The sequence below is a fragment of the Gabonibacter massiliensis genome, from assembly GCA_001487125.1.
Taxonomy (GTDB): Bacteria; Bacteroidota; Bacteroidia; order Bacteroidales; family Marinifilaceae; genus Gabonibacter; species Gabonibacter massiliensis.
The window spans coordinates 453,574-479,365 of sequence record LN913012.1 but is presented as its reverse complement, the minus strand read 5'-3'; the positions used below and the strand labels follow the sequence as shown (position 1 = coordinate 479,365).

Below are 25,792 nucleotides of genomic sequence, written 5' to 3'. Positions count from 1 at the left end.
CCCGGATACTCACTCCCTTGATATAAACGTTTCCTTCCGTCGGACGCAAGACACCGCACATGATATTCATCGTGGTCGACTTGCCCGCGCCGTTGGAACCCAACAGGCCATAAATACCGTTCTTGGTGATCTCGAAATTGATATCCCGGATCGCCCACTGGATCGTGTAACGATGAGACAAATTTTCTACTTTTACAATCGATTCTTCCATACAATAGATTTACTTTAATATATAACTCACGTGTTATTCGTCTCGAGAAAAACGATAAACTTTTCACAAAAAACCAACACAAAACCAATTATTTATTATTCAACAACTTATGCATCTTATACGACATATACTCGTAAGGCGACGTGGTAGCATCGGTACTTGTTCGTCTACCGCCTTATCCTTACCATGTGCTTGATAACGCTACTCATCCATTAACCGATCAGCCGTTCTCTCCGAAGACCAGCAATAATGCTATTAACAGGAGAGAACACTTATCGATCATCCTCATAATTATTGATTTTACACAATACACACACGACGTATAAAAACGTCCCGCATTTTAAAATTTTGGATGTGGATTTTAAATCCACATCCAAAACAAATACTCATTAATAACGATCAAATACTAAATTAAAGTAACCACCCCACTTCCAGGAAACACTCTTAATATTCCCCAATCCTGACACCTCGTGTTGAATACCGACAGCACCGGGATCCGGAGAACCCAAGATTTCGGCATCGGTAGCATTGATCAGGTAGAAATAACCCTTATCAGTGGCAACCCCCAACAGATAGTCGCCACCAGATGACGGACTCTCCATCAAATGGGTAATATTACCGCCGTCCGGAAGAGAAGCATATAATTTCACCGCTTTCGTACTCATGTCGTAGAAATACAACCGGTTACCTTCTCCGAAATAGAGGTAAGAAGCTTTACGCAATTTCCAGAATACGGTATTATCGGAAATTTTATCGCTACCGGCAAATTCTTCCTGAGAAGCATTCGTTACACTTAGGCTATTATACCCTCCGGATAACTTATACGTTTGCATCAAATACTTACCCGTACTTTCCTGTTTCAAAATATTCACGTAATTCGTCCCGTCCGTGAAATCTCCGCAATAGAGTAATTTATACCCCTCCAGATTCAGTATATCGACAAACGTGGTCGGATCTACCGGATTAATAATATCTATTTTTCCTCCCAAATAGGAGTTTCCGGAGTTGAAACTCGTGTAGCAAGCTACAAACCTCTTATGAAGCTGGTCGTATCCCAAAATAAAATTAGCCGCATATACGTTAATATTGAAAAATTCGGAAATATCCGCTCCTCCACCGGGAAAATAAACAGCCACGTCCATAAACGTCTGTTCATGTTTCATTTCCGTAGAGTTTGCATTTTTCCTCCAGTAAAGTTTTCCGTCGGTTCCTAATACGAAATCACAATACCCGCCCCGGATAAATTGTTTGGCTTCGAACCCGACAGGATAAGCCCCTCCGGGGAATTCATCTTTAATTTCCAATACTTTCGAGAAATCCAAACCGTTCAACACGCTGGCCCTTCCTCCTTCATAAATTACAACGACCTCATCTTCCTCGTTACCAACTACATATACATCAGATCTCACAGGAACTTCGGAAGCCAAAGGATCATTCGGATGCAACTGTGAGTACAAATCGATAAAATCGGTCCAATAATAATGGGTTTTATTATCGTCGTCTTTCCAGGAATCACGACGAACAAAATTCAAATTGGTTTTACCCCCATTCTCACTTAAAATAAACCAACCCTTCAAATAAGGAGATTGTACCGTTACAGAAGTTTGATAACGGGTGACCACTCCGGTCGCTTTTTCCGTAACATACAAATAACAAGGAAAATTACCGCACTCATCCGGGGTGTATTCCAATACCCGGGTCTTAGCTATGGTATCGCCACCCCAGGTATGCACCCAAACAAAATCGAACGCACTCTCGGTCGTGTCCCGTTCCGGGTATTTCCAGGTTATTTTAGGAGTTATCTTCACGGACTCGCCTAATACAACCGTAGTTTTTGTTTCTGCTGCAACCGTGGCAATTGTAATCTTGTTGTAATCCACAAGATCATAATTTCCCTTATCTTCATAACAAGCGGCCAATAAAGACGCCCACAATGCTATAATTACTATTCTTATTTTCATAATTCAAATCTTTAAAATCATCCACCTATCAGGTTAACCGTCATTTCTGTTCCGTCCTCTTCCCTTACCGTACGATTGTTATCTTTCTCCCTCAACAGATAGTTTTTAAATATAATCGTGTAATAACGCAATTCATCCGCATTATTCGGGTCCAAATCCGCAACACCGGTCTCCTGAATAAACAAGGTGTACTTTTTATCCGAATAATCTCCCAGGTAACTACCGGTCACGGTCGAATTCCACCAATCCGGTTTGGATACCTTATTGGTGACATAAAGAATGTTTCCCAAGCAATCCGTTTGCCCCAACATGAAATCAGGCGTCGCTTCCAATTTTAAAGCCAATCTCAAAGCCTCGGTTTTAAGTTCGTCCGTTTTCTTAAACGTAACCCAACAGGTATCGATCACCTTTCCGGCCTTCATTACAAAACTGGCAGGCAAATCATAATTAGCCGTCGTAGCATTCGTGTATTCGTCGGCCACTGTAATCTTATAATTCCGATCCCGCGTAGAGGGCTTACCTATAACCTCGACAACCACTGGAAAACGCAGTTGATTATCGTTCGGATAAGCTAAAAAAGAACATGTCGAAGAATCAGTAAGACGTTTGACGAACTGAATATAATCGCTGGAGTCGTATAGCATGATGTCATCCCTGTTACAAGAGAGTGTCATCCCAAAACAAACGACTACAAGTAATAACGTGTATATTTTTTTCATAATTTCTGCATTAGAATTGATAATCTGTTTCGCTTTGCGGTAATGGGACAGTCCATTTTTCCGAACTCATCTTTATATTTTCCTCTCCGTTGAAAATATCCCGGTTCAACCGTTTAAACATATAGAAGGTCTGCCCCATAGTCAAGGTCTCCCGGATAATATCCGTCACTAACCTCTCCTTCAGTTGGTCGGCAGCTATCGTTTCCGGAATAGTCGTTTTAGCTCCTCTTTTTTGTCTGATCGTATTCAACAATCCGACAGCATCAGCAATCTGATTTTTATTGATCATACACTCGATCAAGATATGGTACATCTCCGGGAAACTGATAATCGGAAGGTAAGGACCTTGATTCTCTGCTGTAGAAGTAGCCGTATAAGAAGTTCCGGCAGGTCTGATCCAGGTCAGATACCTCTGGTAACCGTACCGATTGTAATACCCGACCAGTCGATAATCATCTTCATCCCCCTTGAATAGGTCTGACATATTTTTCATACGAAAAGCATAGTTACTCGTTCCGATCGTATTCTCCCAATTCTCATAATTATTATTATTGGAGAAAGCCATAAAGATTTCGTCCGGTTTTTTCGGATAAATGTAATCTTTATCCGTTATCAACCCCAAGTAAGAAGCAGAGGTCCATTGAAACCAGTTCCGTTGATGGAAACTATAGCAGATCGATGCATTTTTGTAGGCATTATCCTCGTCTCCCATGTACATATACATACGTGCCAACAATGCCGTAGCTCCCCAATAATTCATCCGATGACCGCGATAGCTGAAAAAGTCGTTTGGCGGAGCAGTCGACCAAGAACCCGGTTGACGTAAGCGAGCGGAAGTCGATTTACACCAGGACACGCAAAAAACGGTATCCACTTTAGTCAATAGAGCCTTGGCGCGTTCCATATCCTCGATGATCAAAGCCTTCACCTCTTCGGCACTTTTATGTACCGGTTGATGATCAGGATAGGTGGTCACGTAAGGAATCGTTGTTCCGGTATAATTCGTAACAGGTGCCGGTGCAAAAAGACGATAGATATCGAAGTGCAACATGGCGCGAACACCGTACATTTCTCCCAATATCATGTCTCTCTCGATACTTCCGAGTTCGAAGAAAGTGGTGTCTTTCCCTTCAACGTGTTGAATGATGTCATTGCAAGCCGCAATAGTATTATAGGCTTTACTCCAGATTTGCTCCGTAACGTCTTCGGCATTCTCCCAATCGAATTGAGCCGCGTAATATAAAGAGGTCGGCAGATAAGTCGTACTGCTGGTCTCATAATTATGTCCGATAGCACTGGCGAACCCCCATGTCAAATTCTTACCGTACAAATCGGTAGAAGACAATGACTTGTAAACACCGTTTACCGCCATTCTTACTCCTGTAATATCCGAGTACAAATCCTCTTCGACAAGTTCCGTGTCGGACGTTACATCCAAGAAATCATTACAAGAGGTCAAAAACCCGAGTAATAGTATAAAAATCCATATTCTTTTCATAATCTCTCTTTGTTAGCATTAAAAACTGGCATTTAACGTGAACGTAAAGGTGCGGGCAAAAGGATAGGATAATCCCATCTCCTGCTTTATCGTAGAGAACGTCTTTATATCTTTCATGTTAAATTGTAATCTTAACATACTGAGACCAATCCTGTTGATCAAAGTCGGATTAAAGTCATAAGCTAAAGATAAAGAGTTGAAAGTCACATAATTGTTTTTTTGCACGAACCGAGAAGTGGCACGCGTCACGTAATACCGATCCTGAATAGCTTTCAACGGGGTCACGTCTCCCACCTGTTGCCATCTATCGGTCCACACGCGCCGGTCCGCATTATAATCATTCAAATTCACGTTTTCAACATTATCGACTAAGGTTTGGTTGTATTTATCCCCACCCCATTCATACAAGAACGTAGTATACAACGTGAATCTTTGATAACGGACATTCACTCCGAACGCTCCTTGAGCGGTGGGTTCTTCGTCTCCAATTACCTGTTGCTCTTGAGGACTCCAGTCGTAAGTAATGGTACCGTCTCGTTTTTGATATATTTCTTTACCGTTTGCCGGGTTAATACCCAAGGATTTCATTCCGTAAATAGCTGTTAAAGAAGCCCCTTCTTCGTATTTCAAAAGAGGTTTGGCATACTCCTTATTGCTATTGCTCATCTGTAATACCCAAGAACCCGTATAGTTCTCATGATTATACTCCTCGTAGTAATCATTCACCCGCTCGTTATACTGTTTCAGATAATCCGAAATTTTGGTAATCCTATTCTTGTTATGAGATAAGTTCGCGAAAAGATTCACATCCAAATTTTTCGAAGTATAAGCACGTACATTCAACACAACATCCACTCCCTTGTTCTGAATCTCTCCCATGTTATCCATGTAAGTCTTAAACCCGGAAGAAGAAGGAAGAGAAACCTCGGTAATACCGTCTTTGGTTGTTTTGTTGTAATAATCGATATCGAATTGAATCCGGTCATTCCACAAACCTACTTCTGCACCGATACTCCACGAAAGCGTTCTTTCCCAAGTCAAATCTTTATTACCCATTGCCATCGGAGCCGCACCGATTCCGGTCGGATACCAGTCGTCCAACATCACATCCCAAACATTTTTCGCCATATAGGGTTGGAAATTAGCCTTACCGGTCTCTCCCACGTTTCCTTTCAATTTCAACAAGGAGACAAAGTTAAGCTGCTTCATAAAATCGTAATTGTGCATGTTTATTCCGGCTCCGGCCGACCAAAAAGGAGCCCATTTACGATCCGCTCCGAATTCGGAAGATCCGTCAAAACGATAAGATCCGTCCAATAGGTAAATGTTATTGTAACTGTAATTGAACGTGGCGAAACCACCTAACAACCGCGTCTCGTTATCCGAAAAAGAAGGCTTCGTCACGACTTCATAAGCGTAAGCAGGTTCATGCCGTTCTGCATCCGGAAAACCTCTGTAATGAGAATTCGAATACTCATCCTTAGTCGTACGGAGGTTAATACCCATACTGAAATTTATATTGTGTTTTCCTATAGACCGGTTGTAAGCACCGAACAAATTAACATTTAACGTATTGGTATTGGTCTCCGACAAATACAAATCCCCTTTTTTGAAAAGATCTTCCCTACCGTAAGTTCCGGAAAGAGGATCCGTGAAAGAAGAGGTATTAGCTTCCTTAAGTGTCAGCGCCAACTGTCCTTTAATTAACAAATAATCGTTGATATACCAATTTAAAGAGAGATTATTGGTCCACTCTTTATAGCCGTTCTTGCTAAAATTACCGAGTACAGCTTCGTACAAAGGATTTTTGGAGCTACCGCCATAGTTACCCCACTGAGTCGTATTCTGAAGCATCTCTCCGGTCTCTTCATCAGCCCATAGGTCGTAAGGCTGTTTACTGGTGTAATCCCTGAAGTTACCGTAAGGAGAATCTTTCGCTTTGACCATGTCGTAATTGATCTGATTCTTTATTTGCAATCCTTTGTAACGATAATCCAACGTCAATCCGGCTCCGACACGATTACGATAGGATTCCTTCATAACCCCGTTTTGTTTGTCGTAACGCAATTCGACGCCGAAACGGATACTTTCGGTACCGCCCTCTACATACACGCTGTGTTTATGATTCACCTCCGTGGTCAACGGTTGAGATAACCAATAATTATCGATACCCCGTAAAATCCGATTTCTTTTCTCTATATAATATCCCATCAAAGAGTTTAACTCGGACTCTTCACTTACGGAACCCAAGTTTTGTAATCTCGGTTGAAATAATCCGGCAGCCCACTCTGCAGCCAGTTTCTCCTCCGCATTCATCAAATCGTAACTGCTCAAATCCGGAGCCGTGATATCCAAGTTTCCGTTATAAGAGATACGCATTTCCCCGGGAGCGGGAGGAACCGTTTCAATCACAATTACACCGTTAGCCGCACGAGAACCGTAAATAGCAGTAGCAGCCGCATCCTTCAAAATGTTGATATCCTTTATTCTATTTAAATCGAGGTCATACACTTTTTCCACGCTTACCTCAAATCCGTCCAAAATAAAGATAGGCAAGTTCGGATTCGTGGACAACGCGAATTCGGAAACATCCCCGGCTTGCAATTTATCCAGCTCTTTCACTTGCGAAATTCCAGACCGGCCGCGCACGTAAAATTCCGGCAACGTATTCGGATCGGATCCCATCTCGTTGTTTTTCACGATTCTCAAAGAGGGATCAAACACCTGAAGCAGATCCATCACGTTGCTGGTTCCCACCTTCATCAACTCCTCTCTCTTTACCTGAGTAACCGAACCGGTAAAACTGGATTTCTTCACGTTCGCGTAACCCGTTACAATAACATCCTCCAACTTCACATCCTCCTCCTTCATCACGATATTGATCGTATCTTTCCCCGCGTACTTAATCTCCTGAGTTTCCATTCCGATAAAAGAAAAAACCAATGAAAAATCCTTCATCTCAGGCAAGGTCAACACGTAATTTCCATCGGCAGTCGTAGACACTCCCAAAGTTGTCCCTTTTACCACAACCGTTACACCGGGAATAGGATTTTTCTTTTCATCCGTTACTTTTCCCTGAATTCTAATTTGCTTCTCTGTAGTCGCTTGTACACTCTCTCGAGAGACAACAACCACCTGTTCACCCGAAATTTTATAGGTATATTTCGTCCCTTCAAATACCTTATCCAATACCTTGTCTAAGGTTTCATCCGTTACGGAGACCGAAATTTTTCCTAATGCTTTTTCCTGCTCGTCGTTATAAAAAAATTTGTAAGAGGTCTGTTTCTTTATTTCCTGAAACAACATAGAAAGAGAAACATCTTTCAAATCCAAGGTCACCCGCTGGGGCTCGATCGGATTACCTTTTGCCGAAAAGCACAATAAATTTGTCCATAAGAAAGTCAATAAAAATATCCAACAGACATTTTTTATCGACGCGGACAGAGAATACCGCTTTTTTTTCATAATTTTGTAAAGTTAAGTTTATATTAAATACACGCTTAACAGCAGGAGTATCTAAATGTGTTGGCGCACGACGGATACTCCTTTTGTTATCTGCTCAAAAAAATTCTACCTTCTTCCATAGAATAAGAAATATTCAGATTTTCACAAATAGTCTCAATGGCATGCTGGACATGCTCCCGATCAAATTCTCCGCTAAACGATTGGGTAAAGACAATTCCGGTATTATTTTGAATATCTATACCATACCAACGCTCCAATTTCCGGACAAGATTGTCAAACGATTCGTTATCGATCACTAAAATACCATCCTTCCACCGTACCTTATTAGCAGCATCCACCTTCAGAATCTCGAATTTGCCGCTATTCGTATGAAAAAGGAATTTCTGGTCGGGATAAATCGTTTCAATACAGTTACCCGCGTATACCCTCACGCACCCCTCCACGAGAGTTGTACTCACTTCGTCCTTATCCCCGTATGTATTAATCTCGAAAGAGGTCCCCAACACCTCGGTTTTTATCTCTTGAGTAACGACAATAAAAGGACGAGTCGAATCTTTTACCACCTCAAAGTAGAGATTTCCCTGAACCTCAACTTCCCGGTTCACGTTGCTGAAACCAACCGGATAACGCAATGAACTCTCCGAATTGAGCCATACTTTCGTCCCGTCCGACAACTGCACGAAAAAACGCTCTCCCGCACGCACGCTAATCTCATGATAGATCAATTCGGCAGAATCGATAAACTCCGAAGTATCTTGCCTCTCGTACACGATTCTACGTTGATTTATTGTATGCAGCTGGGCAGATGTCCCTATTTCTTTTATCACCAACAAAGAATCCTGCATCACGTCGATCTCCCTTCCGTCGGATAAGGTCAGGACAACCGCTTTATCCCGTCCTACCTTCATCATCTCCTTCGGCATCGTATCTCTATGCAACCAAATAACCGAAACGACACCTATCAATCCAATCACGATCACCGATGCCACCTGCCACACGACCCGTCTCAGTTGTCGCTTCCGCCGCAAAGATTTTTCCATAAAAAGACGATAATCCTCTAATCCGGTCTCTAATAATCTCCGGTTAACATGTATCCCCGAAGTCAAATGCCATACTTTTTTGAATTTTTCGAAATACTCCCGGTTTCCTTCCTCGTTTATCCACTGGAAAAAGGAAATAATCTCCTTCCGATCCGCTCGATTCGACAAAATACGAACCAACAACCGATCTATATCCAAATTTTTGAACTCCATCTTTTCTGTCTTCATGCCCCAAAGACAGTTAAAAATGATTTTACCCCCAATGAAAAAAAGAAAAAAACAAAATCAACTGAAGTAACCAATCTAAATCTTCTCTTAACTTACTCAATGCTATAGACATATGACGTTCCACGGTCTTTTCGGAAATATTTAACCGCTCGGCAATTTCCCTGTTTTTCAATCCTTCTACCTTGCTCAATAAAAATACTTCCCGGCATCTCTCCGGTAAAGAATCTATAGCCTCCTGCAAAGCCCGGCCGATATCGGATGACCATAATTCCATTTCAACCTCCGGCGACTGTATGATAGTAGAAAAATAGAAATCCGACAATTGTTCCCGTTCGTATTTCTTAACATTTTTTTTATGAGCCAACGTATTCAGGCTACCATAATAAACCGATTTAAAAAGATAGGCCTTAACGGAAAGAGTAATTGCCAATGCGGCCCGGCCTTCCCAGATCTTATAGTATACCTGTTGAACCACATCCCGGGCTGTTTCCACATCATTTAACAAACGATCAGCATAATTTAATAACGCATCGTAATACGTGGTGTAGATATACACGAAAGCTGAAATCGTACCCCTTCTCAAAGAACATTGCAGTTCCTTATCATCTGAATAACTGTTAATCATCCAACTATCTATAAACGTGAATTCACATTTGACACACAAATAACCTTTGAGCTGACCCTTTTGTTTTTCTTTTCCTAAAAATTTATTCCAGATTGAAAATCCAAAAATAAACATATATTGCAAATATCCAAAAAATACGACACAAAAAAGTAGGGCCATGAATAACCCTACTTTCAATAAATGAATAAGCTTGGAAAAACAATTACAAACCGTCAATTATTTTCAGCTTCTTCTCCAGGACGACACAATTCGTCCTTCTTAACTTGTATATCACCACTTACCATTTTTTTGAAAATAGTTCGAGCAACTGACTCCTTTTCACGGGTTTTGCAAGGAAAGCATTACATCCCGCCTCAATAGCACTAACTCGATCGGAATCAAAAGCATTAGCCGTAAGAGCAACAATCGGAATTTGGGTATTGAATTCACGGATTTTGCGCGTGGCTTCCAAACCTCCCATGATCGGCATCTTTAAATCCATAAAAACAAGATCAAACTTCTCTTCGAGGATCTTCTTTACGGCATCTACACCATTCAACACCCGGGTAAGAGTATAATCTTTAAGGATACGTTCCACCAACAAATAGTTACCGTCATTGTCTTCAGCAACTAAGATCTTCAACTCTTTTTCATCGCCCGTATTAAGAATGGATCGTTGTCCTGTAAGCTGTCGATCTGTCCAATCGGTATTCTCCCGTATCTCGATCTCGCATGGCAACCAAGCCCAAAATGTCGATCCGACCCCATACTCGGAAGTAAATCCCACTTCTCCACCCGCAGCCTCGACAATGGCTCGGGAAATAGCCAACCCTAACCCCGTCCCCTGCGCAAACTCATTGAGTTTCTGGAAACGACAAAACACCCGGTCCTGTAACTCCTTTAAAATGCCCGCACCCGTATCTTCAACATATATACGAACACCTCCCCTTTCGACAGAATATCCCATCTTTATGTACCCTGATCTGGTACATTTGACCGCATTAGTCAGGTAATTCATCCAGACCTGTTTCAAACGGTTTCGATCTAAAAAAACCTGACATTCCGGTCCCTTATCCATCCGGAATTCGACATTCGGATTAGTAATCTTCGACTGGATCATCAGATATAATTCATTACACACCTTCGCCAAATCGAACCTCTCTCTTTTACGCTCGAGGATACCGGACTCGATTTTCGAAAGATCCAAGATATCGTTAATCAACCGCAATAACAATTCATTGTTGGAGTCGATTATACTCATATATTCCTCTTTTTCGGCTGGGTCATCACAACTCACCATCAATTCGGAAAATCCGACGATAGCATTCAAAGGAGTACGTATTTCATGACTCATATTGGCTAAAAAGGCGGATTTAAGCCGATCGGAAAGCTCTGCTTTTTCTTTCATCTCCACTAATTCCCGAGTCATTTTTTCCCATTTCGTATTATTGAAAGCAATACCGGTATAACGGGTTATACGCCCTTTTTTATTCTTTTCAACAGGAATACCGGTAATAATAAGAGTCTGCCACTCCTGATCCCATTTGGTTTTGGAACGGTATTGGAAACTGAATTCTTTATCGATTCGTTGAAGCATACTTTCAATATTCTTTTTAACACGCTCCATATCATCCGGATGGGCCGCATTCACATAGTCTTCCGGCCAAATCACCTTATCCGGGTGAAAATCGTTGACCGGATCATTAAACGCACGGTATTGTTTACTCTCCACATCGAAATCCCAGTAAGACATACCCACCGTTTTAAACGTCAATTCCATTTTATAATTCCGTTCCTTCAACTCTTCGTTCAAATGGTGAAGTTTCGAGATATTTTGCCGGAATCCGGTAAACCGGATAACCTCACCACTCTCACCATACTCGAAAGGTACCCCTATAATGTTACAATATTGCCACGAATCATCATGTTTCGTTTGCATACGACAGGTAAAATTAATATTGAGCTCCTTACCCAACGACATGGATTGTATGGTATCGTAGGCCAATGACTGGTCTTCGGGATGAATTACGTTCAAATACTCCGCAATCGTCAATAGCTTGTCGGAAGCATAATCGTTAACAGGATCGTTATAAGATTCGAATTTCTGAATCCGTACATCGAAATCCCAATGAACGATATTACTAACCCGCATAGCCAATTCCCGTTTTGCAATCAAGCCTTCCGCCCGTTTAGCCATTTGTATTCTTTCCGTCACATCGAGTTGAGTGCCCACGATAAGTAATTTACCCCGGAGCTCGGAGGAAAGCCGCATCCGGCTCTCGTAATGGCGATATTGCTGCTTCCGTTTATGATAGAAACGCAAAGTTATCTGTCCATATAAAATCTCCCGGTTTATCAATTGTCTGAAAAGCTGCTCCAACGGCATACGGTCTTGAGGGTGCAATATCTTTTGTAACTCTTCCAACGACATGGCATCCTCAACTATCGTATCTCCATGCAAGGGACTAAAAACTTCCCTCTGTACATCGTATACCCAAGAAGACATATGGGCGGCATCCATGGCCATTTCCAAATTTTTTTTACCTTCCTCGGTACGGAACTCAGCCTCCTTCGTTGCCGTTCATCATTGGTAAGCAACATATGCCCGAGAATAGTTCCTTTTTTATTCCGTATGGCAACAACCTTAACTTCGTAAATAATCGTATTTTTATTACGGGTCGAGAAATATTCCCTGTTCACCCGGTCGAAATCATACTCGAACTCCAGCACAATATCCTCTCCCGACCGAATCCTCATCTTAAGTTGTTCATCGACATAAGGACTGTCGAAAAGATTGACCTTGCCTATCACCGCACGTAAGTCATCGATTCCGTACATATGTTGTGCCCGATAGTTGATACCACGCAAAACACCCTTTACATCATAAATTTCAACCCCCATCGGCAAATGGACATAAACGCTCTCCGGGAACAGGATTTGTTCCGTCAATAATTCGGAGAACTCTACTTCTAAAGACTTTTCCTCTTTTTCGACAGGGATCATTTCGTTTTGTTTCATGTTATAATCTTTTTATGCTATATCATGTCGCCTATTTCTCGTTTAGCGTATGACATGGACGGTACGTCGATATTCCGACGGGGACATCCCCGTATGCTGGCGAAAAAAACGACTCAACGAAGATTGGTTGGAAAAACCGGTCTTTCCGACCACATCTTTTATTCCAAAGTTCGGATTTCTGAGTAACATCTTTATTTCCACAATCACATAATCTGCAATCACCTTATAAGGAGACTGACCGTTCATCTCTTGAACGACCTTGGTCAGGTACACAGGAGATATACACAACTTATCAGCATAAAAGGCAATCTCCCGGTGTAAACTATAATGTTCGGAAACCAACATGGCAAACTTAAAGGCAATATTCTCCTTATTGGAATTCAGAGGAGGATTCTTGCTATCGCCCGTCCTCCTTTGAAAGTATACATAAAAATCCCAGTAGTAGATTCTCAGCAAATGCAAAATCGTCTCCCGGCAAAAAACAGGATCGTCATTGCGACCTCTGAAAGCAAGTACATGACAAAAACCGAGGAACCGTTGGGTCTCCCCATCATTTAAAGCGTACACAAAATTTTTCCGCATATAAAAGAAAAAGTCAGGAGTTATTTTACCCAAACCACTCATTATATCTAAAAACATGACTTTATCGACTTTAAAAAAGGTCATGGAAAAGTCGTCGCTGATCTGGTGGATCGATGCCAATTGCAACGGTAAAATCGTCACAATATCATTTTTGGATATTTGGCGACGCACCGAAAAAACCTCTATTATCGCTGTGCCCGCAGTACAAATCCCGCCGAATCCCTCCTTCAAGTATGCTTCGTGTTCATTTACGGGAAGAAATGAAATATCGGTATATATATGAAAGATATCACTCATTCAATCTGTTATCGTCCTTTTGTAATTTAGTAAACGCCACAAATGTACAACATCCATATGTTAATTACAGGTCTTGCAATCGAGATTGAACGCGAATAATTAATTTCAGTATCAAAACCACGAAATCGCCCTCTCCCTCTCATACACTAAATCCGAGAAACGACCAGCAAACGAGAAGACCGGAAACATAAAAACACTTGCTCACACGATCTATACCCCTCACCGATTCTAACATTTACATCTACCCTATAAACTCAAACACCCCTTATCCATATTTTAAACCTTAGCGATAACATACCCCGTCTTTAACCGACGTCTTTCACTCCTCTTCAATTCAATACCATGAGGTTATTTGCCGATGCAGCATATTATAATAATTGATTATCAGTAGTTTACAATATAAATGATAGAATGCTCAAAAAATTACTTGTTTTTTCGCTGAAAATCGAAGATTTAACACTTTTAACCTTAGTTTGTCTTCAAACGAAGGGAAAAAGAGAAAAATCGCTCACTTTTGCTCTTAAATCTCCGTTTTGCAAAGATAAGGCATATCGGTGATTATTTCTCCGATTGTGGCTGCAAAATCGTAGATAGGTTCACGGATTTTCTGGCTGCCTTTTGTGGCTTGGCAAGGACGAATCTTGCTTTGAGTCGTATTTTGCTCAATCTTCACACTCAGGTTACTCATATTTTCGCAGCCAAAAGAGAAAGTCTGAGGTCTGGTTTGACTCAGTCATGGCGAAGCCATCTCTTTTTCTCCCTCTGTTAGCTTTACTTTAATTCACGTAGATATAAATACAGGGATAAAGTAAAGTTGTTTTTCATTTGAATGGCAAACTAATCTTGAATATATGTTGTGTGGAGGAATCGTATGCGTTTACGCAACAAAGAACATATTGTTTGTTGTGCGGATATATTGGCACTTATAAACAATATAATAGCGTTTATATTTCTCCAAAGCAAAATTATCTTGTTTTACACACTTTCCCCAAGATGGTTGTCGGAAGCTGCTGTAACTTTTATAAACATAGGATTCGTTTGGAAAAGTGTATAACCGTTATATTGTACTTGGTCAAGCGTTTCTTCTAATCTTGTGATTTTTTACCTGCAATACATCATTAAATAGATAAAAAGTAATATCTTTGCATATTATATGATGAGTTGATTATGGCAAAGAATACAATGGGAACCAAACTTCCTCGAAAATTGGAGCAAAAGATGTCGGTTGTGGGAGAGCAGATTAAACTGGCTCGCTTGCGCAGAAATCTGAGTGTGGCTCAGGTGGCTGAACGTGCCACCTGTTCTCCGTTGACCGTATCCCGAATAGAAAAAGGTGTGCCGACAGTAGCAATCGGAATCTATTTGCGAGTGCTATATGCTTTACAGCTTGACGATGATATTCTGTGGCTGGCAAAGGAAGACAAGTTGGGAAAAGCTTTGCAGGATTTGAGTCTGAAGACAAGGAGGCGAGCTTCAAAAAAGGAGTAAACGATGAAAACACTATATGTATATGCCGATTTTGATTGGCTCAACGAGACAGAACTCGTTGGCGAATTAGGCTATGAATCTATTCGTGGCTCGGACAGCTATTGTTTTACTTTCAGCGATGAATGGCTGAAGAAACACGGAGCTTTGTTTTTGAGCGATGATTTGAATAACTATCCAGGTCAGCAATACACACAACCGGAAAAAGATATATTCGGATGTTTTTCTGATACTTTGCCGGATCGTTGGGGACGGACATTATTGTTGCGTCGTGAGCAGATTGCTGCGATGGAAGAGAAACGACCGGTACGGAGACTGTCTTCTTTTGATTTTTTGACTGGTATCGAGGACTTTTCCCGAATGGGGGCTTTCCGTTTCAAGGAGTCAAAAGACGGAGAATTTATAAATATAAGTGAGTCGTTGAAAATCCCGCCTCTGACTGATATAAGGGAGCTGATTGCTGCCAGTGCGGAAATTGAGAAAAGCGAAGAGGGGAATGTTCTTCCTGACAGGAAATGGGTTGCTCAACTCGTACAGCCGGGTTCTTCATTGGGTGGCGCAAGACCCAAAGCCAGTGTGATAGACTCGGACAAAACGCTTTATATAGCCAAATTCCCTTCACGTAAGGATGATTACGATGCTGGACTTTGGGAACATTTCAGCCATCTTCTTGCCGCAAAAGCCGGTGTAAATGCTGCGAAAACTAAAGTACTTGCTACCGGAGAAAGATATCACACGCTGCTTTCGCAACGCTTTGACAGAACACAACACGGGAAACGGATTCATTTTGCTTCTGCCATGACCTTATTGGGGCTCAATGACGGCGACAACGCAACTACAAGACACGGCTATCTGGATATAGTCGATTTCATAATCCAGAATTGTACGAATGTAGAAGACAATCTGGAGGAACTTTATCGCCGCATAGCTTTCAATATCTGCATTGGCAATAGCGATGACCATTTTCGCAATCACGGTTTTCTTTTGACAGCAAAAGGTTGGACACTTTCTCCTGCATACGACATGAACCCCACTTTGAATGAGTATCAAAGTCTGCTGGTTTCATCAACCTCTAATAAAGCAGAGCTGAGTATTTTGCTGGATGCTTGCGAAGACTACATGCTAAACCGCAAAACAGCAGAAAAGATTATTTCGGAGGTGATTGAAGCTGTAAAAGAATGGCGCGAACTGGCAACACGATTGGGGATTTCCGAGAGAGAGATGGAGCTGTTTGCCGGAGTGTTGGATGAACGATATAAGTTGAAATAACTATTACCGTGTGCCAAATTACCAAACGAAAATGCGCCAAATTGTCAAGTAAAATAATCTATAATATTGATTTATATATGATTGAATAAGAAAAAACGATTGGGGTTTTTGTATTATGCTGCGCAAACATAATGTTTGTGCAGCATAATTTTTTTGAAAGGTGAAATTCATTGATAGAATAAATAAAAAATAACATGTAAATGGAAATCTTTGTTTGATGTAGGTTCGCATCCAATTATATCGTATAGTGGTAGAAATAAAATGCGCAGGGTGGGGAAAATGCTAATTTAATTCCATTTTTTACTAAATAGTTCTGAATGTACACTCTATATTAAAGGATTTGATTAACTTTGCATGTTAAATAGCCTATTATGGATAAGGATATAAATAGACTCAAGGTTGTTCTTGCGGAAAAGAAAAGAACAAATAAATGGCTGGCTGAGCAATTAGGGTGTGCTCCAACAACTGTACCAAAGTGGTGTACTAATGCTTGTCAACCGACAATGGAAACATATATTAAGATAGCAAAACTCCTTGATGTTGAGCTATCACAATTAGTAATTATAGAAAAATAAGATGTACAAAATAACGTGGGACGAAGAGACGGGAGGAGTGTTGTTGCATCCTCGTATTGTAGACGGTACGGTTGGCGTGCCGCCACGCCCAGTGTTCTACGAAGAATTAGATTTGTTAAAGTTGAATGAACATGGTTGGGAGTATCCTCATTGTGAGGAACCAATAATGTGGGCTGTCAACAAACAATACTATTATCGTGGTAAGCATATTTTTGATGCAAAAGGTGCTAATATATATACAGAACCGACTCTTGAGTTTGAAAATAGGATTGTCCCAACAGTATTGCTTCCTGTGGATATGCAAAAGATGCTAAAACGAACTTCGGACTTGATGTTTGTTTTAGAGAATGAGGCGATTGAGTTTATAAGGGATATTTACACAGAATATACAAAGGTAAATAAAACATACGATAAAGCAGCAGTCAATAAATTGGATTTTGAAGCTATGGCTAATAAGCTTGAGAAATCAAGTAAAAAGAAAATGGCTGTTGTAAAACAAGATTGCGATAGTTTTGATATTATGCCTTTAGATTTGGCAGAATCTGAGGGAAAAAAAGCTTTGCTGTCTACTAAAATCGATAGATTTATAGCTTCTTTTTCTGGAGGTAAAGATAGCCAAGTTGTTCTTGATTTATGCACAAGAGCTATTCCTCCTACTGATTTTGAAGTTATTTATAGTGATACTGGATATGAACTGCCTCCTTCTTTGCGATTATACGAAGAGGTTCAGGATTATTATAAGCAGAAATTTCCTGCACTGAAGTTTTTGATGGCTCGCAACCATGAGTCGGTGCTTAATTATTGGGATAAAATTGGTACTCCAAGTGATACGCATCGTTGGTGTTGTTCCGTAATGAAGACGGCCCCATTATATCGTATGCTAAAACAGGGTTATCGTAATAATGCAAAATTTTTAGCATTTGAAGGAGTGCGTGCAGAAGAGTCTGCAAAGCGAAGTGATTATAACCGAATTGGCAAAGGTGTAAAACATAGCTTTGTTATTAATGCACGCCCTATTTTAAGATGGAATACAACAGAAGTTTTTTTATATTTATTCAGGTATCAATTACCCATTAATGACGCATATAGATGTGGAAAACCTCGAGTTGGATGTATTTTATGTCCTTTTGGTTCTCCTTGGGATGATATGGTTGTAAATAAATGTTATCCAGAAAATTTACATCCATTTTTATCTAGAATAGAAAAAATTGTAGATGAAAGAAAAATCCCCAATAAAGAAGAATATATTTCTGATAGAAGATGGAGATTGAGAGGTAGTGGTAAATTTTCTCAATCTAAGACATCTATTCAATATGTAGTATCAGCCAATAGATGGGAAGTAAAAGTTAAGAGTTCTCAAAAGGAAGCATTAACATGGTTTTACACTCTTGGTAAATACAGTATAAGTGATAAAAATTCTATTACGACAGGTGAGTTGTTGTTTGAAAAAGAAATTTTTCAATTTGAAATTCGCTATGGACAAAGCAAATATGATTATTCATTTATATTGTATGACAACAATAATGTTCAGTTGCGATATTACCTTCGTCGTATGATTAACAAAACGGCGTATTGTATAAATTGCGAAGCGTGCGAGTTAGAGTGCCCTACTGGTGCATTATCAGTCTATCCAGAAGTTCAGATAGATAAGAATCTATGTACGCATTGCCATAAATGTTTAGAGTACCATAATGTCGGATGCATTGTGGCTGATTCAATGTTAAAACCAACAGACACCAATATATCAAATATGAAAATCTCGAAATACGGAACATTTGGAATCCATCAAGAATGGGTCGATCAATATTTGTCTTCACCATCTGATTTCTGGACAGATAATTTGTTAGGAGTAAAGCAAATCCCAAGCTTTAAAGCTTGGCTGAAAGATGCAGAAATTATTGATGATAAAAACAACTTAACTCCGTTTGGTTCAATGTGTGTTGAAATCAATAAAAACTCAACTACACTTTTGTGGGAGCTTATATATATAAACTTAGCATATAATAGTCCGCTTGTAAGGTGGTATATTACGGCTATTACTCATATGACAGAATTCTCCCGCAAAAGTTTAGATAAATTTGCCGTTGATTATTTCCAGCAAACATTTAAAGAAACTACTATCACTTATGCAGTTCAAGCTCTTATGCAAACATTCAAATACTCTCCTATAGGAGAGGAATTTTCACAGTGTGTTATTCAAGATGAAAAAGGTAATGCATATAAGCGCGAAGTATATGTTGATTTGAGTCCTGAGGCTATCGCTTATTCGTTGTATAAATACGCTCATTTTAATGACTTGAAAATGTTTAGAGTTTCTGATATGTATCGCACAGATGAGTTATACGGTACATACAAAGAATTTGGTATTGGAAAGAACGAGTTGATGAAAAGTTTGAGATATTTATCTGCAGAAAAAAATCGAGTATTAATCGCAGAACTAAATATGGGCTTAGATCATATTACATTAAGAGAAGATTTGACTCCAATCACTGTGTTAAAAGCCCTATTAGACTAATGAATTCTTTTGACGTTAATTTATATAATGATTTAATACTTAGTATTAAAAGAGGTAATAGCATTGCCGGCAGATCAGCTGCAAAGCCATTATTTATATTGTCGATACTCGAATGTATTGCATTGGAGTATTTGGGCGAGAATAAAATAATGTTTAATGACAATAATCTAAAAGACATATACAATGCCTTTGCTAGATATTATAATGAAACAAGTTTAACACCTATAATATTACCATATTTCCATCTAAGTTCTTCTGATTTTTACCATTTAATTTGGCGAAAGGAAAATCGTCCACCATATAATGTGAAAACACCTTCAGAGAAATATCTAAAAGAGAATTTATTGTATGCAAAATTAGATGATGAACTTTGGGAACTATTGCAAGATGCTGAAAGCAGAGAATATATAAGGAAAAACATCATAACCCGATTTTTAACAAAACAATAGTTGGCTATGGCTACTAAATATGACGATATAGTAAAATTACGTGGCGGAAAAGCCGCCTATGTCATTGCGGATGAAAAAGATGGAGAATGGACTTCGTTCATTCCTAACGAACAGTTTAATAGTGTTTTAAGAACTGTATTAAAGTCTGTCCGGGGAAATGATATTGATAATCATAAGTCGTTTTGGATCAACGGTACTTATGGAACAGGAAAAAGTCATGCAGTCGCTGTAATAAGCCATTTATTATCTGATTCTGTAGATGATATTCGTGGATGGGTGGACTATGAATATAGCGATAGTAAATTTGAATCAATCCGTCAAGCTATATACAAACTTCGTGAAGAAAAGAGGCTATTAACTGTTAAGGTTTATGGTTTAGGCGTTATGACTCATACTTCAGATCTTGCATTAGTCCTTCAAAAGGCAGTTACTTCTACATTGAGAAGTAAGGGTATCAATATTTGTGTGCCAACCGATTTTGAGAATTATATAGATCAAATTAATAAAGAGCCAGAAATTTGGAAACATAGAATAGAAACTAATACGCTTCTATCCTCAATTGCAACAACTACAGACCAACTCATTTCCAAACTCGCAGATAGCGATCTTGGAACATTTCATCGCGTGACTGATACTTTGCGAGCAGCAGGATTGGATGTCCGTATGAATAATGAGAATCTAAAGCAATGGTTAATTGAAGTACAGAACAAATTAGTAGAACTCGGAGAATATAAAGGACTACTAATTGTATGGGATGAGTTTACTGATGTAATGACGGATCCTATTGGCGTTCCTGTACTTAAGGAATTGCAAGATGTGGCTGAGAAGTTTATGAATGAGGACAACAATTCATATATGTTCTTGATTTCTCACCCTTCTGCATTCAATGGAATAGACTCCGAGCAATTGAAACAGACTGATGGTAGATACCATCGCATGAAATACAATATGGAGTCTGTGTCTGCATTTAAAATTATGTCTCGTAAATTCGAGATTGTAGACAAGGAACGCCATACAAAAATGAGTCAATCATTTTATAATATGAATCCTGATTTGTTGGAGATCTTTACAGCAACAAGTAATGATACTTTATCAACAAAAGAGGATCTCTATAATCTGTTTCCATTGCATCCTGGAACAGCAAATTTGGCGACTCATTATGCCACGGTTGTTGGCTCATCAAGTAGAAGTGTTTTTGAATTCCTTGGTCAAAATGATGCAATTAGAGCATTCCTAAATAATGAGGACTTCTTCTTTAATGGAGAAACTATTACGGCTGATTATCTTTGGGATTATGTCTTAAAAGTATTCCAAGACGATGTTACCAACTATGGTGCAGTAACAGAACGCTACAATTCATACATGCAACGAGTAAGTGGCATGGGAAGTGATTACTTTGCTGTGTTTAAGGGAATTCTTTTGCTGAATGCCTTTAACAATGTTTCAGGTGAGAATAATAACGGGCTTGTAACGCCTTCTGAAGAGAATATTCGGTCATTATTTGCAGGTACTGCGTATGGTGATAATATTGATGAAATCCTCAATTGGTTTAATGAAGATGGAATAATTCAAAGAGCACCAGGTGGTTTATATTCTGTCCAATTCACTGCATTGCCTTCCGGTGAAATCGAGGAGAAGAAAACAGAAATGCGAAACGTGCAGTATCGTTTTACACATCAGATTCTTAACTTCTCGGATGTTGCAAAAACGATTTTTGAAAAGAAATTTATGCAAAAAGTCATTAGACCATTTGCATTCAAATTCTATTCTGATGTGCAAAATGAGTCTCAATTGCGTAGTCAAATTAAAAATGGTAAGAAAGAGAATAAAAGTAGTAGCCTTTTCTTTGCTTTACTTTTAGCTCGAAATAATACCGAGCTGGCTATGCTACGTACTTTTGCTGAAAAATGTTCTGTTGATGAGGACGATAAAAATTTAAAAAATATAGTATTTATCGTGTTTGATGAGGTTATGACAGACATCAAGTATGAGCAGTTTATTGAATTCCAAGCAAATTATGCTTGTGCCAGTAGTCATGGCTTCTTAGATCAGCAGAAAGTTCATAAGGATCATGCAATGGCTATGGTAAAAGAGTGGATGGAGTCTGTTCAAAGAAGTAATGCCATTGTATATATTAATGGTGAAGATAAGCAGCCTATTTCAGTTAAGCATCTGTCCTCTATTGTTAATTCTGCTATAGCCCCCATTATATTCCCATATGGGCCAGATGCTCATGAAGTGTTAAGGCAAAAAGCTCCATCGACATTCTGGAAACAGCAGAACTCGAAAGAAATGGTTAGAACTTTCCTTTTTGCTATAACAAAAAGTGAGTTTGTTGGTATCAATCAGCAAATGCGCCCTGTTCAATATTTGATACAAGACTGCCTGGACGAGAATCTGAATTGGAAGTCAGATGTATCTGATGAGCACCCATTCAAAGCTGCATGTGATAAAGTAAATAAAATTATCAAATATGCAGATAAGAGTCTGCCATTTAACTTTGATGAAAAGTTCTCTGTATTGACACAGCCGCCATTCGGTTTTTATAGCAGTTTTGCAGCTATGGGCATTATGGCTTTTGCCTTAAGACCTTGGGTGAATAAAATATTTGATCCTCAGGGAAAACCGCGTGATGCAAATGCGTTAATAGATGATATTGTACTATTATTTAAGGTTTGGGATGATAATAAGTCTAATAGCAAACTAAATTTTAAGTTCCAAACTCCAGAAGAAGGTAAATTATGCAAGGAATTGATATCCTTATTTAAGCTTAACAACAAAGGTAATACTTATTCAGATGTTACTAGTTTGAAAGATGCTCGTTTTGCCATAACAGGTGATTTTCTTGCTAAGAAGAATAATCCGTTATGGACAATAAAATATGCATCTCTTTCTGCTTTTGCCAGTCTACCTATTACTGTGACTATAAGTGAAGGCATAAAGACATTAGTTGATAATATCGTGCAAATATGTATGGAACGAGAGTTACGCAATCCAGCTCTTGTAAACCAAACATTGGCATTAATTGAAGAGCAGAGGATTGAGATCAAGAATATCCTTAATGTTGATGCAGCATTTAATGATGGATTTGAGAATTTCTTGATGCAAATTGAGTATGTAAATATTCAAGAAAATGAAATAGATGAAGTTAGAAAATATATTACAAGCCATCTTGAATCAACAGTTGGCTATTGGACTGAAGATGAAGTCATAACATCTGCAAAGAACTGGAGACTAGAACAAACTATGTCAGTAGATTCAGTTCCTGTTCAACCTGCAAATCAAGGAAACTCCGAGTCTCCTATTGTTAATTCGGACATTATCGCTGACAAACGCATGAAAGCTAAAGAGAGAATATCAAAGATATCTTCACTGGATGAAGCAAAGGATATATTGTTAAAACTTTGCGAAACAAGCAGTGAATGGGTATTAGATAAAATAAATTCATAAGTATTATGTACAAGGTCATTGATTCTGTAGAAGAACTATATCAAGAAATTGAGATAGATAAAAATTGGACAGGTGCGGAGTGTTCTCTTCGTAACCGATATCCTCTACGCTTTATTTTATTTGAAAACTTCCATGACTTTAATGCATTTGTACAAGAATGCAGCAATCATTGTGTTTTTGTTCAAGGTATGGATAAATGGATGGACGAAGATAATGATGATGAATTAATGACATATTCACAATTAGCCGATAGATTTAAGGAGTACATTGAGCATTTGCCTTCTAATGACTTTGTTATAGCCCCATTTTCAGAAATTACACGTTTTTATGACAATGAGAAATTTAAAGAATTCAATTCATTAGTCAAGACTATTAGATTAATCTCTTCACCAGAAGAAGCGCAGTTAGATCATCAAAGAGTATACATTCCGATTATTGGAATGCAAAGCAAAATGAATAAATTCAAAGATGATCCTAATATTCATATTTGGGAATACCATTCTGGGAAAGATACGCCCAAATATAAACTCATATTAACACGAGGTAACACTTATGGCGTAGAGTCATTAAATGAAGAGTTTACAATATGTTGTAATATGAGAGAATGGATTGCATTGTGGAAAGTGGGGAACAATGTAAAGAATAAAATTATTTGTACTTCTAAAACAATATTTGATAATGCGAACAACGCACATCCTGATAATGCATTTGATTATGTAATATGTAATAATGTTTTTGAATTTCTTATCTGTGGATTAGGTTTAGACTTTGGGGATTTACAATATAGTGTTGAGGATACCATATATTGGGAGCAACTGTCATCTAATATTGATATATCAACTTTTACTTTTGAAACATATATTCATAAGAAATTCAACTCATTTGCTCTTAATAATGAAATAGATTTTATTCATACATGGTTTGAATATCCAGCTGAATTTTCTCGATGGCTATTAAAGAACTACTATCTCTTTAAATATAGTAATGAGACATATCTAAATAGGACTCTTAAATTATGTGGTTCTCAAAGTACAACAGATTTGTTTTCTTTGTTAGCGACATATATATATGATGAACCCTTTAATGAAGTTTTTCTTTATGAACGCAAAATGATTCTTATGGAAGCCATCAAGTTCGGTGTTAGGATAACCGAACAGAGCGAACATAAGGTCTGTGCTAAATTAAAGGCAATTGCCGTAGATCCAGAATGTGGCTATCATATTGCATTGAAATATATGACACCTCTAACTGTTTCCGAGCGTAAATTGATGGTTGAATGGTTAGGAAAAGGTGGAATATCAAGGGTACAAATACAGCCTTTATATTCAGAGTTATATTCATATACTACACAGTCAAACTTCAATGTGGATACTGAAAATATGTGGATTAATCTGTATTTTGATGAATACCGCAAATCTAAAATTGCAAACGAATTAACGGCTTCTGTTACCGATTTAATTTGTAAAAAGAATGATTCTAATGTATCATTCGAGTTATGGTATAACAATTTTAAAACGGTTAAGACAATATTGCATAATAGAGAAGACATTGATGTATATTATTGGATTGACGGTTTAGGTATAGATTGGATTCCTTATATAGTTAATTCAATTAACCAACATCAAGTAGATGGAGTGTATTTAAATGAGGTTCATATTGGTGTGGCAGATTTACCATCTACAACTAATATTAATAAGGAAAAATTAGATGAAATATCTTTTCCTAATGAATTAAAGAAGATTGGGGACTTGGATACATATGCTCATTCTCATAAATCATATCCCGAATATCTAATTAATGAGTTTGAGATTATAGATAAGGCAATATCATCCGTTTTGGCACAATATAATGGCAAAAAGATCGCATTTGTATCAGATCATGGAATCAGTTATTTAGCTCAATTCGGCAAGGGGTTAAACATTGCAGGTATTAATGCCAATCATTCTGGCAGATGTGCTGTATGGCAAAATGGTAATATAGTAAAAGACTCCTCTTACCTGCTATTAGAAGATAATAAGACTATATGTTCATTGACTTATGATTCATTAACCACAAAGACCCCTAATGGAATTGGTGCACATGGAGGATGTACGCCAGAGGAGGTTCTTGTACCTATCATTATTGTTTCAAATAAGAAAAATGCAAGCACATATTCCGCTGCATTAGTAGACAATGAAATATCGGCTTCATTACCGAAGATAAAATATAAAATTAAAGGTCTTTCTACAGTTGATATACCTTATATTGTATACAATGGAGTAAATTATTCTCTATTCAAAATTGATAATAATATATACGAGAGCGAACGCTTAAATCTTGTTGAGACATCAACTAAAGTAGAATTAAAAATAAACGATTATTCTCAATCCGATTCTTTGATTATAAAGACAGGTGTTGATGAAGATGATTTATTTGGAGGGTTTTAA

The 25,792-nt window shown here is 38.6% G+C and carries 16 protein-coding genes and 1 pseudogene; 7 read left to right on the top strand and 10 right to left on the bottom strand.

Annotated features, from left to right (window positions below):
* The 10 genes and pseudogenes from BN3283_RS04285 to BN3283_RS14475 all read right to left on the bottom strand — a co-directional run.
* Window positions 1-211, bottom strand: a 211-nt coding sequence (locus BN3283_RS04285; RefSeq protein WP_147625538.1) for an ATP-binding cassette domain-containing protein, incomplete at its 3' end; no start/stop codon positions are given.
* A gap of 389 nt (window positions 212-600) precedes the next feature.
* Entirely contained in the window at window positions 601-2,172 is a 1,572-nt protein-coding gene (locus BN3283_RS04280) for a PKD-like family lipoprotein (protein WP_059025757.1), read from the bottom strand.
* Between the two features lie 17 nt (window positions 2,173-2,189).
* Window positions 2,190-2,891 (bottom strand): DUF4843 domain-containing protein, encoded by a 702-nt coding sequence (locus BN3283_RS04275; RefSeq protein WP_059025756.1) that lies wholly within the window; start codon window positions 2,889-2,891, stop codon window positions 2,190-2,192.
* 10 nt (window positions 2,892-2,901) lie between these two features.
* On the bottom strand, window positions 2,902-4,389 hold the full coding sequence (locus BN3283_RS04270) for a RagB/SusD family nutrient uptake outer membrane protein (RefSeq protein WP_059025755.1): 1,488 nt from the start codon (window positions 4,387-4,389) through the stop codon (window positions 2,902-2,904).
* An 18-nt stretch (window positions 4,390-4,407) separates the two neighbouring features.
* On the bottom strand, window positions 4,408-7,854 hold the full coding sequence (locus BN3283_RS04265) for a SusC/RagA family TonB-linked outer membrane protein (RefSeq protein ID WP_070807447.1): 3,447 nt from the start codon (window positions 7,852-7,854) through the stop codon (window positions 4,408-4,410).
* Between the two features lie 86 nt (window positions 7,855-7,940).
* Window positions 7,941-9,122: a FecR family protein gene (locus BN3283_RS04260; protein ID WP_059025754.1), complete on the bottom strand. Its 1,182-nt coding sequence runs from the start codon at window positions 9,120-9,122 to the stop codon at window positions 7,941-7,943.
* 25 nt (window positions 9,123-9,147) lie between these two features.
* Window positions 9,148-9,747 (bottom strand): RNA polymerase sigma-70 factor, encoded by a 600-nt coding sequence (locus BN3283_RS04255; RefSeq protein ID WP_070807453.1) that lies wholly within the window; start codon window positions 9,745-9,747, stop codon window positions 9,148-9,150.
* Between the two features lie 277 nt (window positions 9,748-10,024).
* Window positions 10,025-12,729 (bottom strand): annotated as a pseudogene (locus BN3283_RS04250) (PAS domain-containing hybrid sensor histidine kinase/response regulator).
* 57 nt (window positions 12,730-12,786) lie between these two features.
* Entirely contained in the window at window positions 12,787-13,623 is an 837-nt protein-coding gene (locus BN3283_RS04245; protein WP_059025752.1) for a helix-turn-helix domain-containing protein, read from the bottom strand.
* Between the two features lie 520 nt (window positions 13,624-14,143).
* Complete coding sequence (locus tag BN3283_RS14475; protein WP_154665523.1) at window positions 14,144-14,311, bottom strand: hypothetical protein; 168 nt, start codon at window positions 14,309-14,311, stop codon at window positions 14,144-14,146.
* Window positions 14,312-14,790: 479 nt separating this feature from the next.
* On the opposite strand from BN3283_RS14475, the gene BN3283_RS04240 reads away from it, so the two are divergent.
* The 7 genes from BN3283_RS04240 (at window position 14,791) to pglZ (ending at window position 25,792) form a co-directional block, all read left to right on the top strand.
* Window positions 14,791-15,111: a helix-turn-helix domain-containing protein gene (locus BN3283_RS04240; protein WP_059025751.1), complete on the top strand. Its 321-nt coding sequence runs from the start codon at window positions 14,791-14,793 to the stop codon at window positions 15,109-15,111.
* Window positions 15,112-15,114: 3 nt separating this feature from the next.
* A complete protein-coding gene (locus BN3283_RS04235) occupies window positions 15,115-16,377 on the top strand; it encodes a type II toxin-antitoxin system HipA family toxin (RefSeq protein ID WP_059025750.1) in 1,263 nt (420 codons plus the stop codon).
* Window positions 16,378-16,748: 371 nt separating this feature from the next.
* Window positions 16,749-16,952 (top strand): helix-turn-helix transcriptional regulator, encoded by a 204-nt coding sequence (locus BN3283_RS04230; RefSeq protein WP_059025749.1) that lies wholly within the window; start codon window positions 16,749-16,751, stop codon window positions 16,950-16,952.
* Between the two features lies 1 nt (window position 16,953).
* On the top strand, window positions 16,954-19,467 hold the full coding sequence (locus tag BN3283_RS04225; RefSeq protein WP_059025748.1) for a phosphoadenosine phosphosulfate reductase domain-containing protein: 2,514 nt from the start codon (window positions 16,954-16,956) through the stop codon (window positions 19,465-19,467).
* On the top strand, window positions 19,467-19,916 hold the full coding sequence (locus tag BN3283_RS04220; RefSeq protein WP_059025747.1) for a hypothetical protein: 450 nt from the start codon (window positions 19,467-19,469) through the stop codon (window positions 19,914-19,916). Before BN3283_RS04225 ends, BN3283_RS04220 begins: the two co-directional genes overlap by 1 nt.
* 6 nt (window positions 19,917-19,922) lie before the next feature.
* Entirely contained in the window at window positions 19,923-23,366 is a 3,444-nt protein-coding gene (locus BN3283_RS04215) for a DUF6079 family protein (protein ID WP_147625537.1), read from the top strand.
* A gap of 5 nt (window positions 23,367-23,371) precedes the next feature.
* Window positions 23,372-25,792, top strand: a complete 2,421-nt coding sequence (gene pglZ, locus BN3283_RS04210) for a BREX-4 system phosphatase PglZ (RefSeq protein WP_059025745.1) — start codon at window positions 23,372-23,374, stop codon at window positions 25,790-25,792.

Coding starts and splice junctions, on each gene's coding strand:
- BN3283_RS04280 (WP_059025757.1), bottom strand. CDS start 2,172: ATGAAAATAAGAATAGTAATTATAGCATTGTGGGCGTCTTTATTGGCC.
- BN3283_RS04275 (WP_059025756.1), bottom strand. CDS start 2,891: ATGAAAAAAATATACACGTTATTACTTGTAGTCGTTTGTTTTGGGATG.
- BN3283_RS04270 (WP_059025755.1), bottom strand. CDS start 4,389: ATGAAAAGAATATGGATTTTTATACTATTACTCGGGTTTTTGACCTCT.
- BN3283_RS04265 (WP_070807447.1), bottom strand. CDS start 7,854: ATGAAAAAAAAGCGGTATTCTCTGTCCGCGTCGATAAAAAATGTCTGT.
- BN3283_RS04260 (WP_059025754.1), bottom strand. CDS start 9,122: ATGAAGACAGAAAAGATGGAGTTCAAAAATTTGGATATAGATCGGTTG.
- BN3283_RS04255 (WP_070807453.1), bottom strand. CDS start 9,747: ATGATTAACAGTTATTCAGATGATAAGGAACTGCAATGTTCTTTGAGA.
- BN3283_RS04245 (WP_059025752.1), bottom strand. CDS start 13,623: ATGAGTGATATCTTTCATATATATACCGATATTTCATTTCTTCCCGTA.
- BN3283_RS14475 (WP_154665523.1), bottom strand. CDS start 14,311: ATGAGTAACCTGAGTGTGAAGATTGAGCAAAATACGACTCAAAGCAAG.
- BN3283_RS04240 (WP_059025751.1), top strand. CDS start 14,791: ATGGCAAAGAATACAATGGGAACCAAACTTCCTCGAAAATTGGAGCAA.
- BN3283_RS04235 (WP_059025750.1), top strand. CDS start 15,115: ATGAAAACACTATATGTATATGCCGATTTTGATTGGCTCAACGAGACA.
- BN3283_RS04230 (WP_059025749.1), top strand. CDS start 16,749: ATGGATAAGGATATAAATAGACTCAAGGTTGTTCTTGCGGAAAAGAAA.
- BN3283_RS04225 (WP_059025748.1), top strand. CDS start 16,954: ATGTACAAAATAACGTGGGACGAAGAGACGGGAGGAGTGTTGTTGCAT.
- BN3283_RS04220 (WP_059025747.1), top strand. CDS start 19,467: ATGAATTCTTTTGACGTTAATTTATATAATGATTTAATACTTAGTATT.
- BN3283_RS04215 (WP_147625537.1), top strand. CDS start 19,923: ATGGCTACTAAATATGACGATATAGTAAAATTACGTGGCGGAAAAGCC.
- pglZ (WP_059025745.1), top strand. CDS start 23,372: ATGTACAAGGTCATTGATTCTGTAGAAGAACTATATCAAGAAATTGAG.